At 55.3% G+C, this 16,574-nt stretch carries 20 protein-coding genes; 7 read left to right on the forward strand and 13 right to left on the reverse strand.

Going from position 1 to position 16,574, the window contains the following annotated elements; genetic code table 11:
- Positions 1-64: 64 nt before the first annotated feature.
- The 9 genes from flgJ to flgB are packed head-to-tail and all read right to left on the reverse strand — an operon-like array spanning position 65 to position 7,232.
- Positions 65-1,018: a flagellar assembly peptidoglycan hydrolase FlgJ gene (flgJ, locus tag JBO43_RS09790; RefSeq protein ID WP_202674211.1), complete on the reverse strand. Its 954-nt coding sequence runs from the start codon at positions 1,016-1,018 to the stop codon at positions 65-67.
- Positions 1,018-2,115, reverse strand: coding sequence for a flagellar basal body P-ring protein FlgI (locus JBO43_RS09795; RefSeq protein ID WP_095281583.1), 1,098 nt, complete (start codon positions 2,113-2,115; stop codon positions 1,018-1,020). Before JBO43_RS09795 ends, flgJ begins: the two co-directional genes overlap by 1 nt.
- 12 nt (positions 2,116-2,127) lie before the next feature.
- A complete protein-coding gene (gene flgH, locus JBO43_RS09800) occupies positions 2,128-2,826 on the reverse strand; it encodes a flagellar basal body L-ring protein FlgH (RefSeq protein WP_095281582.1) in 699 nt (232 codons plus the stop codon).
- Between the two features lie 54 nt (positions 2,827-2,880).
- Positions 2,881-3,663, reverse strand: a complete 783-nt coding sequence (gene flgG, locus JBO43_RS09805; protein ID WP_012016988.1) for a flagellar basal-body rod protein FlgG — start codon at positions 3,661-3,663, stop codon at positions 2,881-2,883.
- A gap of 11 nt (positions 3,664-3,674) precedes the next feature.
- The gene (locus tag JBO43_RS09810; protein ID WP_095281581.1) at positions 3,675-4,430 is read right to left on the reverse strand and encodes a flagellar basal-body rod protein FlgF; all 756 of its coding nucleotides are present in this window, start codon (positions 4,428-4,430) and stop codon (positions 3,675-3,677) included.
- A 20-nt stretch (positions 4,431-4,450) separates the two neighbouring features.
- Positions 4,451-5,659 (reverse strand): flagellar hook protein FlgE, encoded by a 1,209-nt coding sequence (flgE, locus tag JBO43_RS09815; protein ID WP_095281580.1) that lies wholly within the window; start codon positions 5,657-5,659, stop codon positions 4,451-4,453.
- A gap of 26 nt (positions 5,660-5,685) precedes the next feature.
- Positions 5,686-6,396, reverse strand: coding sequence for a flagellar hook assembly protein FlgD (gene flgD / locus JBO43_RS09820; protein WP_095281579.1), 711 nt, complete (start codon positions 6,394-6,396; stop codon positions 5,686-5,688).
- 11 nt (positions 6,397-6,407) lie between these two features.
- Positions 6,408-6,812: a flagellar basal body rod protein FlgC gene (flgC, locus tag JBO43_RS09825; RefSeq protein WP_095281578.1), complete on the reverse strand. Its 405-nt coding sequence runs from the start codon at positions 6,810-6,812 to the stop codon at positions 6,408-6,410.
- Positions 6,813-6,815: 3 nt separating this feature from the next.
- Entirely contained in the window at positions 6,816-7,232 is a 417-nt protein-coding gene (gene flgB, locus JBO43_RS09830) for a flagellar basal body rod protein FlgB (protein WP_095281577.1), read from the reverse strand.
- A 158-nt stretch (positions 7,233-7,390) separates the two neighbouring features.
- On the opposite strand from flgB, the gene flgA reads away from it, so the two are divergent.
- The 3 genes from flgA (at position 7,391) to flgN (ending at position 8,863) form a co-directional block, all read left to right on the forward strand.
- Positions 7,391-8,050, forward strand: coding sequence for a flagellar basal body P-ring formation chaperone FlgA (gene flgA / locus JBO43_RS09835; RefSeq protein ID WP_095281576.1), 660 nt, complete (start codon positions 7,391-7,393; stop codon positions 8,048-8,050).
- 92 nt (positions 8,051-8,142) lie between these two features.
- Entirely contained in the window at positions 8,143-8,436 is a 294-nt protein-coding gene (gene flgM, locus JBO43_RS09840) for a flagellar biosynthesis anti-sigma factor FlgM (protein WP_095281575.1), read from the forward strand.
- Between the two features lie 4 nt (positions 8,437-8,440).
- Positions 8,441-8,863 carry a flagella biosynthesis chaperone FlgN gene (gene flgN, locus JBO43_RS09845; protein ID WP_095281574.1) on the forward strand — a complete coding sequence of 141 codons (423 nt, stop codon included), beginning with the start codon at positions 8,441-8,443 and terminating at the stop codon, positions 8,861-8,863.
- 59 nt (positions 8,864-8,922) lie between these two features.
- On the opposite strand, the gene murJ is transcribed toward flgN, so the two are convergent.
- From murJ to rimJ, 4 genes are all read right to left on the reverse strand, one after another.
- A complete protein-coding gene (gene murJ, locus JBO43_RS09850) occupies positions 8,923-10,458 on the reverse strand; it encodes a murein biosynthesis integral membrane protein MurJ (RefSeq protein ID WP_095281573.1) in 1,536 nt (511 codons plus the stop codon).
- 121 nt (positions 10,459-10,579) lie between these two features.
- The gene (locus JBO43_RS09855; RefSeq protein ID WP_103947995.1) at positions 10,580-11,503 is read right to left on the reverse strand and encodes a Gfo/Idh/MocA family protein; all 924 of its coding nucleotides are present in this window, start codon (positions 11,501-11,503) and stop codon (positions 10,580-10,582) included.
- Between the two features lie 2 nt (positions 11,504-11,505).
- Positions 11,506-12,156, reverse strand: coding sequence for a YceH family protein (locus JBO43_RS09860; protein ID WP_095281571.1), 651 nt, complete (start codon positions 12,154-12,156; stop codon positions 11,506-11,508).
- Positions 12,157-12,165: 9 nt separating this feature from the next.
- Positions 12,166-12,750, reverse strand: coding sequence for a ribosomal protein S5-alanine N-acetyltransferase (gene rimJ / locus JBO43_RS09865; RefSeq protein WP_095281570.1), 585 nt, complete (start codon positions 12,748-12,750; stop codon positions 12,166-12,168).
- Positions 12,751-13,039: 289 nt separating this feature from the next.
- Here rimJ and mdtH point away from each other — a divergent pair, with 289 nt between their 5' ends.
- The 4 genes from mdtH to dinI all read left to right on the forward strand — a co-directional run bounded on the left by mdtH (position 13,040) and on the right by dinI (position 16,441).
- Positions 13,040-14,248 (forward strand): multidrug efflux MFS transporter MdtH, encoded by a 1,209-nt coding sequence (gene mdtH / locus JBO43_RS09870; protein ID WP_202674212.1) that lies wholly within the window; start codon positions 13,040-13,042, stop codon positions 14,246-14,248.
- Between the two features lie 127 nt (positions 14,249-14,375).
- Complete coding sequence (locus tag JBO43_RS09875; RefSeq protein WP_095281568.1) at positions 14,376-14,936, forward strand: lipoprotein; 561 nt, start codon at positions 14,376-14,378, stop codon at positions 14,934-14,936.
- Positions 14,937-15,075: 139 nt separating this feature from the next.
- Positions 15,076-16,122 carry a dihydroorotase gene (gene pyrC / locus JBO43_RS09880; protein WP_202674213.1) on the forward strand — a complete coding sequence of 349 codons (1,047 nt, stop codon included), beginning with the start codon at positions 15,076-15,078 and terminating at the stop codon, positions 16,120-16,122.
- 73 nt (positions 16,123-16,195) lie between these two features.
- Positions 16,196-16,441 carry a DNA damage-inducible protein I gene (gene dinI, locus JBO43_RS09885; RefSeq protein WP_095281566.1) on the forward strand — a complete coding sequence of 82 codons (246 nt, stop codon included), beginning with the start codon at positions 16,196-16,198 and terminating at the stop codon, positions 16,439-16,441.
- Positions 16,442-16,574: the final 133 nt, after the last annotated feature.

Below are 16,574 nucleotides of genomic sequence, written 5' to 3' on the forward strand. Positions count from 1 at the left end.
TTGTAAACTTTCAGACACGAGTCCTGATAAGGATTATCGACACCGCTCGCGCAAACTTGAGGCTTTAGAACAGATTTTCGAGATCGGTGCTGTAGGCTTTACTGACTTTCTCGCCCATCGCTTTAAGCTGCTGAATCATACCGGTCAGTTTGCGGGCATATTGTGGGTCGGTCGCATACCCTGCATTCTGCAATGCCTGTGCACCCTGCTCCGCCGTCGCAGCCTGAGTGACCGCTGCGTAGCGCGGATTTCGACTCAGCAGCCCGACATAATCAGACAAGGCTTCAAGATAAGAGCTGTAAACGCGGAATTTGGCTTTAACCTTCACCGCCGCGCCGTTTTCAAATTCGGTGGTGGTGATTTCCGTGGTCGGCCCTTTCCAGCCTGACGACGCCTTCACGCCAAAAATGTTAAAGCTAGGTTCCCCGTTTTCACGGCGAATCTGGCGCTGGCCCCAGCCGGACTCCAGCGCAGCCTGCGCCAGAATCAGGTGGTGCGGCACCCCGCTCTGCTCGCTGGCGAGACGCGCCGGGAGCGAAAGTTGAGCGAGGAAGTCTTTGCTGTCGCCCGACAGCGGTTCATCGCTGTTGGACGTCGTTTTGGGCATCGCTTTACGCACCATCTGCGTCAGCGCCTGGTTCTGATAGCTGGTCACCGTTTCAAGGTCAAACTTCATCGGCACCTGCTGCGGCTGTTCTTCTGGCTGAACACCTTGCGCCGCCTGCATCTGATTGACGATCATATCGGCGAGGCCAAGTCCCTTACCTGATGTCATCTGCTGGGCAATCTGCTGGTCATACATGCTGGTGTAGAGTCGCGTCGAATCGCTGCTGAACATACCGTCTTTCGGCAGCGCTTCACGCATGCTTTTCAGCATCATCTGCACAAACATCCCTTCCACCTGACGGGCGACCGGGCGGAGGTTCGCCGCCGGATCGGTGCCTGCTTTGGTTTTCAGTTCATTGAGCGACTGGGCATCCCAGGCCGCACTTGCCATCAGTTTGCTATAGCCCAGCATTAGATGATTTCCAGTTTGGCGCGCAGACATCCTGCACTTTGCATCGATTGCAGAATCGACATCAGATCCATCGGCGTCGCACCCAGCGCGTTCAGCGCGCGGACCACGTTGTTCAGGTTGGCGCTGGAGCGCACGCTTTGCAGCGAGCCGCCACTCTGACGAAGGTCAATCTGCGTTTGCGGCGTGACAACCGTCTGACCGCCACCAAATGGCGTATCTGGCTGGCTGACGTTCGCCGAACGGCTGACGCTGATGGACAAGTTGCCCTGCGCTACCGCACAGCTATCCAGCGTGACTTCGCGGTTCATGACCACCGAACCGGTACGCGAGTTGATGATCACCTTGGCATCCTGAAGCGGGACGTTGACTTCCATATTCTGGATATCGGCCAACATGCGCACCTGGTTGCTGCTACCGGAAGACGTGCGGATCTGCACGGTGCGGGCATCCAGCGCCGTGGCGCTACCAAAACCACGGCTGCGGTTGATGGTGTCGGCAATCTGCTGCGCCATCGTGAAGTCTTCATTATTCAGCTGCAGATTGATGGTATTCCCGGCGCCAAACTGCGTCGGCAGTTCACGCTCGATAATCGCCCCGTTGGTAATACGCCCGCCATTCAGCTGGTTCACCTGCACGCTGCTCCCGCCCGCCGATGCACCCGCACCGCCGACCAGAATGTTACCCTGCGCGAGCGCATACACCTGGCTATCGACCCCTTTCAGCGGGGTCATCAGCAACGTACCGCCGCGCAGACTTTTGGCGTTACCCATCGAAGAAACGACGACGTCGATGGTCTGTCCCTGGCGCGCAAAGGCCGGGTAGGATGCGGTAATCATTACCGCTGCCACGTTTTTCAGCTGCATGTTGGTGCCCGTCGGGACGGTGATCCCGAGCTGGGACAGCATGTTGTTCAAGCTCTGAGTGGTAAATGGCGTCTGGGTGGTCTGGTCGCCTGTACCGTCCAGGCCGACCACCAGGCCGTAGCCAATCAATGAGTTTTCACGTACGCCCTGTACACTGGTGAGATCGCGAATTCGGTCAGCCTGGGCGACAGTTGTCACCAGCACCAACACCATCGCGAAGAGGGATTTAAACATAGGTCACCTCGCTTACATCGGCGATAAATTAAGGAAGAAGCGTTGCAGCCAGCCCATATTCTGCGCTTCGTTGATGTAGCCGTTACCGACGTACTCAATGCGCGCATCCGCCACCTGGGTAGACGGTACGGTGTTGGTGCCACTGATGGTGCGCGGGTTAACCACACCGGAGAAGCGAATGAATTCAGTGCCCTGGTTAATGGCGATCTGTTTTTCACCCACGACGTGTAAATTGCCGTTAACCAGAACCTGGTCAACTGTAACCGTCAGCGTGCCGCTGAAGGTGTTGCTGGCGTTGGCGCCGCCTTTACCGTTAAAGCTGTTGCCGCCAGAGGCATCCACATCAGCTCTCGCATTGCCGAACAAGCCCTGCAGATAGCGCGGAACGGTATCAAAGCCAAAGTTGGTTTTTCCATCGCGGCTGGCATTCGCCGAGGAGCTTTTGCTCGCACTGACGTTTTCCTGCAGCGCAATGGTCAGTGTATCGCCGACGTTGCGCGGTCGACGGTCTTCAAACAGCGGCTGATAACCGTAGTTAATCGGCTGCGCAGACTGGAAAATGGAGCCGTTCACCACCGGCGTCGGACCGGGAACGGGTTGGGCGGTAGTCGCACCCTGAACCAAAGGTTTTGACGGGATCAAGGCGCAACCGCTCAGGGTAACGGCCAGGACAGTCAGAATTGGATAACGAAACGCCGCGTTTTTTTGCATTGCCTTCATCTTCGAAAACAGGGAGCCGGTGCGGATTACCGCACCGGACACACCTTAGAGTTGCGTCAGTTTTTGCAGCATCTGGTCGGTCGTCGACACTGCTTTACTGTTAATTTCATACGCACGCTGAACCTGGATCATGTTGACCAACTCTTCCGCCACGTTGACGTTAGAAGTTTCGACATAGCCCTGATACAGCAGCCCTGAACCATTCAGGCCCGGCGTACTTTCATTCGGCGCACCGGAAGACTGAGTTTCGGTGTAGAGGTTCTCACCAATGCTTTCCAGACCGGTATCGTTCATGAAGGTCGTCAGGTTAAGCTGCCCAACCTGAACAGGCGCGGCCTGCCCTTGCTGCGTCACGCTCACCACACCATCACGCCCGATAGTGATGCTCAGGGAGTTCGCCGGAATGGTGATCGCAGGCTGAACCTGAAAACCACCGGCTGTCACCAGCTGGCCATTCTGATCAACCTGGAAAGAGCCGTCACGGGTATAAGCTGAGGTTCCGTCAGGTAACTGCACCTGGAAGAAACCCTGGCCTTTGATCGCCACGTCTTTGCTGTTGTTGGTCTGAGACAGGTTGCCCTGGCTGTGCAGACGTTCGGTCGCCACCGGACGCACACCGGTACCAATTTGCAGCCCTGACGGCAGGGTGGTCTGCTCGGACGACTGCGCGCCCGGCTGGCGGATGGTTTGATAAAGCAAATCTTCGAACACGGCACGCTGACGCTTAAAACCATTGGTGCTGACGTTCGCCAGGTTGTTGGCGATGACATCCATATTGGTTTGCTGCGCGTCGAGACCGGTTTTCGCGATCCATAAAGAGCTGATCATAGGAAATCCTGTTAAGTCATAGACAGCAGTTGGTTAGCACGGCCGGCGTTTTCATCCACGCTGGTGATAACCTTCATTTGCATTTCGAAACGGCGGGCGCTGGCAATCATATCGGTCATCGCGGAAACCGGTTTGACGTTGCTGCCTTCCAGCACGCCGGACATCACGCGAATGCTCGGGTCGGCCTGCAGGGTTGGGCCACGCGTGGCCTGTGCTGCCTGGCTCAGACGGAACATCCCGTCGTCGCCGCGCGTCACTTCATTGCCTTCGGCTTTCACCAGCTTCAGTTTTCCAACCGGGGCGATGGTGTTGGCCGGATCGCCCGGATTCAGCGCCGAAATGGTCCCGTCCGCTGCGATAGTGATTTCCGAACCTTCCGGCACGGTCAGCGGGCCTGCTTCGCCAATCACCGGATGGCCCTGAATGGTCATCTGGCCGGTGGCATCAACCTGGATATTACCGTTGCGGGTATAGCCTTCGGAGCCATCCGCCGTTTGCACCGCCAGCCAACCGTCCTGCTGGAGTGCAACGTCCAGCGGGCGCGAGGTGTAATCCATCTGGCCCGGCGTCATATCGGCACCCGGCGTTGAGGCGATAACCAGCGTACGCGTCGGCAACGACAGCCCTTCGACCGGCACGGCACGCAGCGCATTCAACTGTGCACGAAAGCCCGGCGTTGAAGCATTCGCCAGGTTGCTGGCGGTCACAGCCTGCTGATTCATCGTCTGGCTGGCTGCGCCCATCGCCGTATATATTGCGTGATCCATGACATCATCCCGTTAGACGATTAACGCAGGTTGACCAGCGTGTTGAGGATCTGATCCTGGGTTTTGATGGTCTGCGCGTTCGACTGATAGTTACGCTGCGCGACAATCATGTTCACCAGTTCTTTACTCAGATCGACGTTGGACGCTTCCAGCGCGCCGTTGGTCAGCGTGCCGAAGTTACCGGAACCGGCAGTGCCGAGCAGTGCAACACCAGAGGACTGAGTGGAAGACCAGACGTTATCACCTTCGGATTTCAGACCTTCGTTGTTGGCGAAGTTCGCCAGCACGATCTGGCCCAGAACCTGAGTCTGTTCGTTGGAGTAGTTACCCACAACGGTGCCGTCGTCGTTGATCTGGTAGCTCACCAGGTCGCCCGGCTTGTAGCCGTTCTGGTTGGTCGCCACGATGTTGTTCGCGCCGGTGTTCTGCTGCATGGAGTTGGTAAAACTCATCGCGAAGGTCGCAGGCGTTGCACCAGGCATGGTTGCAGTGGTGATATTGACCTGGCCACCGCCGGTCAGAACGCCGCTGGCGTTAAAGGTCAGTGTGGTCGCCAGTGCAGGAGTGCTACCCGCTACGCTGCCGTCCTGGGAGTAGACCTTCCAGCTGTTCGCTGCGGTGTCTTTGACGTAGAACAGGTTCATGTTGTGCGCATTACCCTGGCTGTCGAAGACGGTGACGGTCCCTTTTTTGTTGTAGGAATCCGAGTTCGTCGGGTCGAAAGGCGTCACGGTAGGTACGGTATCGGTGGAGTTCAGGTTGATCTGCTGAGACGCTGTGGTGGTGGACTTCGCCGCCATCAGCGTGTTTGGAATCGAGATCGCCTGCGGGTTCGCACCGGTCTGAACGGATGGCGGTGTACCAGCAACCGGGTAGCCGGTCAGCTGCAGGCCCTGCATGTTCACCAGGTTGCGGTTTTCGTCGAGTTTGAACTGACCGTTACGGCTGTAAAACACAGACCCGTTTTCATCAACCATACGGAAGAAACCGTTCTGGCTGATAGCCACATCCAGCCCACGGCCAGTGTTAGTGGTGGTGCCGTCGGTAAAGTCCTGGGTGATACCCGCAACTTTAACGCCCAGACCCACTTTAGAACCGGCAAACATGTCCGCGAAAGACGCAGTACCGGATTTGAAACCATAGGTCGCGGAGTTGGCGATGTTGTTGCCAATGACGTCCAGGTTGGTGGCCGCAGCATTCAGGCCGCTGACCGCTTGAGAAAAGGCCATGACTTACTCCTGATAAGTGTTAAGGCTTAAATAATCTGCCGAACTTCGTCGAGTGTGGTGGTACCAGAAGTACCCAAATCCAGTTTGTTGCCATCAGAGCCACGAATTACACCCTGCACCAGGGCGAATTGCAGTGGCTGAGCCACCAGCTGAGTCGTCCCGTTGCTGGCGGAAATCGCCACTTTGTAAGAACCGTTCGGCGCCGTTGTGCCGTCGGTCAGGCTGCCATCCCAGGTAAAGGTATGCACACCCGCTTTCAGGTCACCAATGTCGATCGTACGCACCACAACACCGTCTTTGTTGGTGATGGTGGCGGTCACTTTGTCGGCCGGTTGCTGCAACTCAACGCCAAATGGCGTGGTCGTGGTGGTGCTGGTTCCGTCGGTGGTGCTGGTGCCTGCAAGGATAGTTGTGCCTGGGATCATCACGCCGTGACCGATCAGGTTGGCCGCCTGCAGAGACTGACTGTTGTCAATTTGACCGGAGACAGAGCCCAGAGTGGTATTGAGTTTTTCAATGCCGCTAACGGTACTGATCTGCGCAAGCTGCGTGGTCAGTTCGTTGTTCTGCATCGGGTTCGTCGGGTCCTGGTTTTTCAACTGCGCAACCAGTAACGTCAAAAAGCTGCCCTGTAAATCGGCAGCGCTGTTACCGGTCAGCGAGCTGGAGCCCGTAGACGTACTGGTGCTTTGGACGCCGGAGTTGGTCGGGTCATTCACATTGACGGCGATGGACATTCGTGTCTCCTTTACTGGCCGAGAGTGAGCGTTTTGAGCATCATGCTCTTCACGGTATTGAGCACTTCAACGTTCGCCTGGTAGCTGCGTGACGCTGACATGGTGTTCACCATTTCGCCGACCACATCGACGTTGGGCATTTTGACGTAGCCGTTGGCATCCGCCAGCGGATTGCCTGGCTCAAACACCAGTTTGTCCGGTGCCTGGCTTTCAACCACATCGGCGACTTTCACGCCGCCGGTTGCCGCGCCCGGCGCAGCATCGACCTGGAAGACAACCTGTTTGGCACGATAGGGCTGGCCGTCCGGTCCGGTCACGCTGTCGGCGTTCGCCAGGTTACTGGCGGCCACGTTAAGACGTTGAGACTGAGCGGTCAGCGCTGAACCCGCGATATCAAAAATATTCAGTAAGGCCATAAATTAGTTGCCCCCCTGCAGGACGGTCTTCATGCCATTAATCTGTCCACCGAGCACGGTTAGCCCCATTTGATACTTCAGGCTGTTATCGGCAAACTGGGTGCGCTCCCGGTCCATATCGACGGTGTTACCGTCCAGAGATGGCTGGTCGGGGATGCGGTAAAGTAAATCGGTGGAAGGCGCAGTCATCGCCTGAGCGGGAATATGGCGTGCAGACGTCAGCGCAAGGGCAACACCCGTACCCTCAGCCCGGCCACGTTCCATGACTTTTTTAAGCTCACTGGAAAAATCAATATCGCGCGCCTGAAACCCCGGGGTATCGGCATTCGCGATATTGGCGGCCAGGATCTCCTGCCGCTGGGCGCGCAAATTGAGCGCTTCCTGTTGAAAACGTAACGCGGCGTCGAGTTTATCGAGCATGTCTCCTCCGCTGATGGCGAAATTTCAGCATGTAGCTTAAATCTCAACCCGTACGCCTTATCGACGGAATAAACGCAAAATGCGTCGCTATTTGTTGCGTTGATGAGAAACCCTAAAGGGTAGAATCCTGTTAAATCCAGGAACCACGGGAATTTGAGATGCTGACGTTCAAAAGTGGCCTTGCCGCAACCCTACTGCTGTTAAGCCCCCTGTCACAGGCAGCGGATCTTAATGCTCAGCTGACGGCATTTTTTGCCGAGCGACTGGCCGGGTTTAGCGATGAGGTCTCGGTTAACGTCCGTACGCAACCCAACCTTCTGCCGTCCTGCGAGCAACCTTCGTTCAGTGTCAGTGGCAGCACAAAGCTGTGGGGCAACGTGAACGTGCTCGCACGCTGCAATAACGAAAAACGGTTTTTACAGGTGACGGTACAGGCGACCGGAAATTACGTTGTCGCCGCCCAATCAATCGCCCGTGGCAGCGTGTTACAGCCAGGCAATGTCGAATTAAAACGTGGCCGTCTGGATCAGCTTCCGCCACGCACAATGCTGGATATTAATCAGGCGCAGGACTCCGTGAGTCTGCGCGATTTAGCGCCGGGACAAGCCATACAGCTCTCGATGCTGCGTCAGGCATGGCGCATTAAAGCCGGACAGCGCGTGATGGTGGTGGCGAACGGAGATGGCTTTAGCGTCAATAGCGAGGGCCAGGCGCTGAACAACGCTGCCGTCGCCCAAAACGCACGCGTAAGGATGTCTTCAGGTCAGGTGGTAAGCGGAACCGTCGGTTCTGATGGGAATATTCTGATTAACCTATAATCTTTTTAAAGATTTCGCGGCGGCTGCCGATAAATAATCAACAAATGAAGATGTCAGGCGCCAACGCCGCGAACCTCTATGAGGACAACACAATGAGCATTGATCGTACATCGCCCCTGAAGCCGGTTAGCACTGTACAACCTCGCGAAACGAACGACACGCCAGCCCTTAAAGCGCGTCTGGAAAAATCGTCCACGGCCAACAGTACCAGCGTCACCTTAAGTGATGCGCAGTCCAAACTGATGCAGCCGGGCACCAACGATATCAATATGGAACGCGTCGAAGCGCTGAAAACGGCGATTCGTAACGGTGAACTGAAAATGGACACCAGCAAAATTGCTGATGCGCTGATTCAGGAAACACAGAACTTCCTTCAGAGTAAATAACCGCATGAGTCGACTGTCAGAAATATTGGATCAAATGACGGTAGTCCTGAACGATCTGAAGACGGTGATGGATGCCGAGCAACACCAGCTCTCTGCAGGTCATATTAGCGGCAGCGCCCTGCAGCGCATTACTGAAGATAAAAGCTCGCTACTGGCAACTCTGGATTATCTGGAGCAGCAGCGTCGCGCGGAGCAAGACCCCCGACGGAGTGCCAATGATGATATCGTTGAGCGCTGGCAGACCATTACCGAAAAAACGCAGCACCTTCGCGATCTCAACCAGCACAACGGCTGGCTGTTAGAAGGACAAATTGAACGCAATCAGCAGGCGCTTGAGGTGTTGAAACCTCATCAGGAGCCGGGTTTGTATGGCGCAAATGGCCAGACATCCAGTTCGCGCGGCGGCGGGAAGAAGATTTCGATTTAATCGCCAGAGCGATTAAGCAGGGAACGGGGAGCACCATCAGGTGACTCCCCTTTAGTCGTTTATGCCGTGCGGCGAGCGAACTCTTTCACCTTAAAGCCCAGAACCGCCAACGTCGCGAAATAGGCCACAATCCCGACCACAACCACCGCCATCAGGCGCAGAATACGATACGGCATGGTGCCGAGGGACCATTCTGGCATCACGTACATCATGCCCACCAGCGCCGCTGCCATCACCACAACCGCCACCAGCAGACGAATCAGGAAGCTCAACCAGCCAGGCTGCGGAGTGAAAATTTTCTGTTTGCGCAGCTGCCAGTACAGCAGTCCGGCATTCAGACACGCCCCCAGACCAATCGACAGCGACAGACCGGCATGTTTCAGCGGTCCAATAAACGCGAGGTTCATCAGCTGAGTCATCACCAGAGTGACAATCGCAATTTTGACCGGCGTTTTAATGTCCTGACGCGAATAGAAGCCTGGCGCCAGCACTTTCACCACAATCAATCCCATCAAGCCGACGGAGTACGCCACCAGCGCACGCTGGGTCATCAGGGCATCAAAGGCGCTGAATTTACCGTACTGGAATAAAGACACGGTTAACGGTTTCGCCAGAATCCCCAACGCCACCGCACTAGGCAACGCCAGCAGGAAGCACAAACGCAAACCCCAGTCCATCAGACGGCAGTATTCATCGTGATTACCGCTGGCAAAGCTGCGCGACAGCGACGGTAGCAGAATAGTCCCCAGCGCCACGCCCAGCACGCCGGACGGGAACTCCATCAGACGGTCGGCGTAGTACATCCACGACACCGAACCGGAGACCAGGAAGGAGGCAAAAATGGTGTTAATAATGAGGGAAATTTGGCTGACGGAAACACCCAAAATCGCCGGGCCCATCTGCTTGATCACGCGCATCGCGCCCGCATCGCGGAAGTTAATGCGCGGCAGCACCAGCATGCCGATCTTCTTCAGATGCGGAAGCTGATACGCCAGCTGCAACACGCCACCAACGGTGACCGCCCACGCCAGTGCCAGCACCGGTGGGTTAAAATGCGGCGCGGCAAACAGGGCAAAACCGATCATGCTGACGTTTAAAAACGTCGGCGCAAATGCCGGAACGGAGAAGCGGTTCCAGGTATTGAGGATTGCACCCACCAGCGAGGCCAGCGAAATCAACAGGATATAAGGAAAGGTAATGCGCAGCAGCTGCGTGGTCAGCGTGAATTTCTCCGCCGTATTGGCAAAGCCCGGCGCGGTCACCATGATCACCCACGGCGCGGCCAGCATCCCGACAACCGTCACTACCGCCAGCGCCAGCGTAAGCAGGCCCGCAACGTACGAGACAAACACCCGCGTCGCGTCTTCGCCTTGCTTGCTTTTGTATTCCGCCAGAATTGGCACAAAGGCCTGCGAGAATGCCCCTTCAGCAAAGATGCGGCGCAGCAAGTTAGGCAATTTGAACGCCACGAAAAAGGCGTCAGTGGCCAATCCCGCGCCAAATACCCTGGCGACAATTGCGTCGCGCGCAAAACCGAGCACGCGAGAAAACATGGTCATCGAGCTGACTGCGGCCAGCGATTTTAATAAGTTCATTAACGTGAATTTCCACAACCACACGGCAAAACGCCTGCAATGCAGGCGTGAAAAGAGGCGCTTAGTCTACCCGTATTTAAGCGAATTACTATCCGCAGATGTTACAGGGATTAAACTGTTTTCACTCGCTCATCGCCTCGCGCCAGAGCTTTTCGATGATGCGCTGCGCCAGAATAGCCTGCTCGCCCGATGTTTCAGGAACTGTCTGATTTTGCACGCACTCGATAAAGTGACGCGCACATCCGGCAAAGCCGCGCTGCTCGAGCGTACTCTGCCAGCCTGGGATAGGACGGGTCACCACCCCGCTCCCTTTCTCCTCACGCCATTCGCGCATATCTGTCACGTCGAAAAGCGCGCCATCGGTCACGGCCTGTACCGATTCACGCTGGCTTCCTGCACGGCGGTGCATACTGGTTGTCAGCTGAATATTGTCCACCGAGAAATGATGTTCGGCATAGACCATTTCGCCCTGATCGTTGGTTTGCAGCGTACCGCTTTTCAGCTGTGCATGGCCATTGGTCAGCCACAGCGCGGTATCCACCACGTGAAGATAATCGTCCAGCAGCGTGAAGCGCAGATCGTTTGGACCAATGCTGTCAGCGCGATGTTTATCCATTCGCAGCGACGCCGCCGTGTCAAGTCGAGTTTTGAGATCCTGATAGAGCGGAGCAAAGCGGCGATTAAACCCGACCATTAGCGTCAGGTTTTTGCGAGCGGCCAGTTCAATCAGACGCTCGGCATCCTGCACATTTTCCGCCAGCGGTTTGTCGACACAAACATGAACACCGGCATTCAGGAGCGCCGTCACGACCTGATAGTGGGTCGACGTTGAGGTATGGACAAATACCGCATCGCATTCTCGCGCCAGGTCGAGAAGCGACGTTGCATACGGCATTCGCCAGGTTTCACAGATTTGCAGCGCTTTTGCGCGCGTCGGCGACCATGCGCCCACCAGCGTCCAGTCCGTTGCGGCACTGAGTACCGGCAGCCAGGCCTTTTGCGCGATCCCGCCGAGACCGACCACGCCAATGCGTAATTTTGTCACTGTTAATCTCCCAGATGTGCCAGTAGAGAATCCAGACGTTGCTTCAGCTCAGCCACTTCGTTTTCCAGTGTTTCGACGCGCGTAGTCAGCGATTCGTCATCCGCAGGCGCGATCGCTTCTACGACGTTAATCAGCGTTTGTACATTCCCGCTAAACAAGTGCATAAAGCGGCTTTCGCGTTTGCCCGGCTCACGCGCCAGACGCAGGACGAACGGGCCATCTTCACGGGTCGCGAGATTTTCCAGCGTTTGCTCCACTTCCTGCATATCGCTGAACTCATGCATTCTTCCTGCGCGGGATCGTAATTCACCCGGCGTTTGCGCCCCACGCAATAACAAGGTGGTGATCACCGCCACTTCGGCACTGCTCAGTTTTAGATCGCCAAACTCGGAATTACAAAAACGCTGCTCATATTTGGTGACGCGATTACCAAACCCACTCACGGTGCGCAGGTAGTGGCGTTTGACCAATTCATCCAGTTGCTCCTGCACCTCATGCTCGCTCAGGTTGAGCACCGGTTCACGGTTGGTTTTTTGGTTGCAGGCCATCGTTACCGCATTGACTGACAGCGGATATTGCTCTGGCGTGGTGACCTGTTTTTCCAGCAGGCAGCCAATGACGCGCGCTTCTGTGGCAGTTAACTGGTATTTCATCTTTTCTCCTTAACGACCTGCGGTCCATTCTTTGGTGGTTAACGCCGTCAGCACGTGGTCACGCCACTCGCCGTCGATCAACAGATACTCTTTCGCATAGCCTTCTTTCTCAAACCCGAGGCGCGCCAGCAGATCGCCGCTGCGCTGATTGTGCGGCATATAGTTGGCCATGATGCGATGAATGTGCTGCGAACGCTGCATATAGCGTATCGCGCTGGTCAGGGCTTCAAACATTAATCCCTGTCCCTGCCATTTCTGACCGATGGAATAGCCGAGGTAACAGGCGTGAAACGATCCGCGCACCACGTTGGAAAAATTGGCAATGCCGATAATTTCTTTCTCTTCCGGGTCCAGCAGGGCGAAATAAAAAGCGCTGCCCTGCTTGTGAAATTCGGCAATCATGCTCAGGCGAGCCTGCCAGCCAGAGGGATAACAGTGGCTTTCATCCCGAACGGGCTCCCAGGGCTTCAAAAACTGGCGATTCTCGGCGTAATAATCCGCCAGACGCCAGGCATCACGCTCATGCACCAGACGGACGACCAGTCTGTCTGTTGTCAGGCGCACTTTTGGCACATTACTGCGATAGCCAAACATCGATACCACTCCTTCCCGTCACTTCTGCTCTAGCTGTTAGCTTTACTATACCTGTGCCTGTGCTTTCTGTGAAAACAGTGACATATCCTTTTTTACTGATTTCACAAAATTCGATTAAAAAGCTGAATCAAACCACCCTTTTGATAAAAAAATATTGTCGCTGGATGGGTGGGAAAAAAGACGCTAACCCCGCAGAATATTAGCGTGCTCACCTTTATATACATCTAAGTCTTCAGGCTCCTTTTTGGAAAGCCCGAAAGATGAGATGTATTTCCCCTCTGGAGGGAAGATGTCCCGCGTATCACAGGCAAGGAGCCTGGGTAAATATTTCCTGCTCGTCGATAACATGCTGGTCGTGCTCGGCTTTTTTGTCGTGTTCCCGCTGATCTCCATTCGCTTTGTGGATCAAATGGGCTGGGCGGCATTAATGGTCGGCATTGCGCTGGGATTGCGTCAGTTTGTCCAGCAGGGGCTGGGGGTGTTTGGCGGTGCGATTGCCGACCGCTTTGGCGCAAAACCGATGATCGTTACCGGCATGCTGCTGCGTGCAGCAGGATTTGCCACTATGGGCATCGCTCACGATCCGTGGCTACTGTGGTTCTCCTGCTTCCTTTCCGGGATTGGCGGCACCCTGTTTGACCCGCCGCGCACCGCGCTGGTTGTCAAACTGATTCGCCCGCAGCATCGCGGTCGCTTTTTCTCTCTGCTGATGATGCAGGACAGCGCCGGTGCGGTGGTCGGTGCGCTGCTCGGCAGCTGGCTGCTGCAATACGACTTCCGCCTGGTGTGTGTCACCGGCGCGGTCCTGTTTATCCTGTGCGCTGGGTTTAACGCCTGGCTACTGCCGGCCTGGAAACTCTCGACGGTGAAAGCGCCGGTCCGCGAAGGGCTGGGTCGCGTGCTGGCGGATAAACGGTTTGTCACTTATGTGCTGACACTGACCGGGTATTACATGCTGGCAGTACAAGTCATGCTGATGCTGCCGATTATGGTCAACGACATCGCGGGATCACCTGCGGCGGTCAAATGGATGTACGCCATTGAAGCCTGCCTGTCGCTTACCCTGCTCTACCCTATCGCGCGCTGGAGTGAAAAACGTTTTCGTCTTGAGCATCGCCTGATGGCAGGCCTGTTACTGATGACTCTGAGCATGATGCCGATTGGTTTAGTCGGCACTCTGCAACAGCTGTTTATTCTGATTTGTACCTTTTACATTGGGTCGATCATTGCTGAACCGGCCCGTGAAACACTCAGCGCGGGCCTTGCCGATCCCCGCGCCCGTGGCAGTTACATGGGCTTTAGCCGTCTGGGTCTGGCCTTTGGCGGCGCGCTGGGATACGCCGGTGGCGGTTGGCTGTTTGATGCGGGCAAAGAATTAAATCAACCCGAGTTACCGTGGATGATGCTGGGCGTCGTGGGCTTTATTACGCTCATCGCCCTGTGGTGGCAGTTCAGCCCAAAACGCAGTACCAGCGGGATGCTGGAGCCGGGTGCATAAAGAAACACTTCGGGCGAAAGGTCCTCTTTCGCCCCTGATTATCAGGTTTTTCTGCTGGTATCTGCTATACCCGCCTGACATACTGAGGCGTCAGGACATACGCGCCGACATCATGTTGAGGAACCCCATGAAGAAGATTGTCATTGCTGCTGCTTTCGTTATCAGTGGCCTGCTGGTCGGTTGTAACCAGCTTACCCACTACAGCGTGAGTGAGCAGGAAATTAATCAGGCGCTGGAAAAACACAATAATTTTTCTAAGGATATCGGCGTACCTGGCGTTGCCGATGCCCATATCGTACTGAATCATCTCGTCAGCCAGATTGGGCGAGAAGAGCCAAACAAAGTCACCCTGTCAGGTGATGCCAAACTGGATATGAACTCTCTTTTCGGCAGCCAGAAAGCCAACATCAAACTGAAGCTGAAAGCGTTGCCGGTGTTCAACAAAGAAAAAGGCGCGATTTATCTGCAAGAGATGGAGATCGTGGACGCCGAAGTGACGCCGGAAAAAATGAAACCGGTGCTGCAAACGCTAATGCCGTATCTGAACCAGTCGCTGCGCAACTATTTTAATCAGCAGCCTGCGTATGTGCTGAGCGAAGACCGAAGCAAAGGCGAGGCCCTGGCGAAAAAATATGCCAAGGGCATCGAAGTGAAACCGGGTGAAATTATCATTCCGTTCACGGATTAACACTGAGGGCGCTAAGGCGCCCTTTTTTACACGCACATTTTACGGAAATGTGTGCAAACGAAAACGTTTCCGCATATGATTTGTGTCCGGCAAAAACAGCCATCCTTATGACTGATTCCTGATAAGCCGGAGCATATCAATGACTGCACATCCCCAGGTTCTGAAAATCCGCCGCCCTGACGACTGGCATATCCATCTGCGCGATGGTGACATGCTGAAAACCGTTGTCCCCTACACCAGCGAAATCTATGGCCGCGCGATTGTCATGCCTAACCTGGTTCCGCCAGTCACCACCGTTGATGCCGCGATCGCCTATCGCCAGCGCATCCTCGACGCTGTTCCTGCTGGCCACAATTTTACTCCGCTGATGACCTGCTATCTGACTGATTCCCTCGATCCGAACGAGGTGGAACGCGGCTTTAAAGAGGGCGTGTTTACCGCCGCCAAGCTCTATCCGGCCAATGCCACGACCAACTCCAGTCACGGCGTCACCAGCACAGACGCGATTATGCCGGTGCTGGAGCGCATGGAAAAACTGGGTATGCCGCTACTGATCCACGGCGAAGTCACGCATCCTGACATTGACATTTTTGATCGTGAAGCTCGCTTCATTGAGACCGTCATGGAGCCGCTGCACCAGCGTCTGCAAGGGCTGAAAGTGGTCTTTGAACACATCACGACCAAAGATGCGGCAGAGTACGTGCGCGACGGTAACGAATTGCTGGCCGCAACCATTACCCCACAGCATCTGATGTTCAACCGCAATCACATGCTGGTCGGCGGCGTGCGCCCGCACCTGTACTGCCTGCCAATCCTCAAGCGTAATATCCACCAGCAGGCGCTGCGTGAGCTGGTTGCCAGCGGTTTTACCCGTGCCTTCCTCGGGACCGACTCTGCGCCGCACGCACGTCATCGTAAAGAAGCCAGCTGTGGTTGTGCGGGCTGCTTCAACGCCCCAACGGCGCTGGCAAGCTACGCCACCGTATTTGAAGAGATGGGCGCGCTGGAACACTTCGAAGCCTTCTGTTCCCTCAATGGTCCACGCTTCTACGGTCTGCCGGTGAATGAAACCTTTATCGAACTGGAGCGTAAAGAGAGTCAGGTCGAAGAATCCATCGCTCTGACAGATGACACGCTGATCCCATTCCTGGCCGGTGAAACGGTGAACTGGACAGTTAAACGCTAATTTTTGTCGCCCCCTGTTGTATGTCTTATACAATGCCTGTATAAATAAACAGTACGTTACACAGGGGGCAATTATGCGTATTGAAGTGACTATCGCCAAAACAACCGTTTTGCCTGCTGGCGCGCTGGACGCGCTGGCCGGAGAATTATCCCGACGCATCAACGACACCTTCCCCGATCGCGAAGGAGCCGTCACCGTCCGTTACGCCACCGCCAATAATCTCTCCGTACTCGGTGGGGCAAAAGATGATAAAGATCGTATTAGCGAAATCCTGCAAGAAACGTGGGAAAGCGCCGACGACTGGTTCATCACAGATTAATTATTTCTCCCTCATTGTCATTTTTTGCCGGGTCGCCCCGGCTTTTTTTATCCTTTTTAAATAAGTTCAAATTAATTGCGTATCTTCTTAAAAAAACGTGAATAAGATGCCGGTTTATTGTTCAAACAATCCT

The sequence above is a fragment of the Lelliottia jeotgali genome, assembly GCF_016771845.1.
Lineage (GTDB): Bacteria > Pseudomonadota > Gammaproteobacteria > Enterobacterales > Enterobacteriaceae > Enterobacter > Enterobacter jeotgali.

Coding starts and splice junctions, on each gene's coding strand:
- flgG (WP_012016988.1), bottom strand. CDS start 3,663: ATGATCAGCTCTTTATGGATCGCGAAAACCGGTCTCGACGCGCAGCAA.
- flgE (WP_095281580.1), bottom strand. CDS start 5,659: ATGGCCTTTTCTCAAGCGGTCAGCGGCCTGAATGCTGCGGCCACCAAC.
- flgD (WP_095281579.1), bottom strand. CDS start 6,396: ATGTCCATCGCCGTCAATGTGAATGACCCGACCAACTCCGGCGTCCAA.
- pyrC (WP_202674213.1), top strand. CDS start 15,076: ATGACTGCACATCCCCAGGTTCTGAAAATCCGCCGCCCTGACGACTGG.
- flgM (WP_095281575.1), top strand. CDS start 8,143: ATGAGCATTGATCGTACATCGCCCCTGAAGCCGGTTAGCACTGTACAA.
- mdtH (WP_202674212.1), top strand. CDS start 13,040: ATGTCCCGCGTATCACAGGCAAGGAGCCTGGGTAAATATTTCCTGCTC.
- flgN (WP_095281574.1), top strand. CDS start 8,441: ATGAGTCGACTGTCAGAAATATTGGATCAAATGACGGTAGTCCTGAAC.
- JBO43_RS09795 (WP_095281583.1), bottom strand. CDS start 2,115: ATGTTTAAATCCCTCTTCGCGATGGTGTTGGTGCTGGTGACAACTGTC.
- rimJ (WP_095281570.1), bottom strand. CDS start 12,750: ATGTTTGGCTATCGCAGTAATGTGCCAAAAGTGCGCCTGACAACAGAC.
- flgC (WP_095281578.1), bottom strand. CDS start 6,812: ATGGCCTTACTGAATATTTTTGATATCGCGGGTTCAGCGCTGACCGCT.
- dinI (WP_095281566.1), top strand. CDS start 16,196: ATGCGTATTGAAGTGACTATCGCCAAAACAACCGTTTTGCCTGCTGGC.
- flgH (WP_095281582.1), bottom strand. CDS start 2,826: ATGCAAAAAAACGCGGCGTTTCGTTATCCAATTCTGACTGTCCTGGCC.
- flgJ (WP_202674211.1), bottom strand. CDS start 1,018: ATGCTGGGCTATAGCAAACTGATGGCAAGTGCGGCCTGGGATGCCCAG.
- JBO43_RS09875 (WP_095281568.1), top strand. CDS start 14,376: ATGAAGAAGATTGTCATTGCTGCTGCTTTCGTTATCAGTGGCCTGCTG.
- murJ (WP_095281573.1), bottom strand. CDS start 10,458: ATGAACTTATTAAAATCGCTGGCCGCAGTCAGCTCGATGACCATGTTT.
- flgB (WP_095281577.1), bottom strand. CDS start 7,232: ATGCTCGATAAACTCGACGCCGCGTTACGTTTTCAACAGGAAGCGCTC.
- JBO43_RS09860 (WP_095281571.1), bottom strand. CDS start 12,156: ATGAAATACCAGTTAACTGCCACAGAAGCGCGCGTCATTGGCTGCCTG.
- flgA (WP_095281576.1), top strand. CDS start 7,391: ATGCTGACGTTCAAAAGTGGCCTTGCCGCAACCCTACTGCTGTTAAGC.
- JBO43_RS09810 (WP_095281581.1), bottom strand. CDS start 4,430: ATGGATCACGCAATATATACGGCGATGGGCGCAGCCAGCCAGACGATG.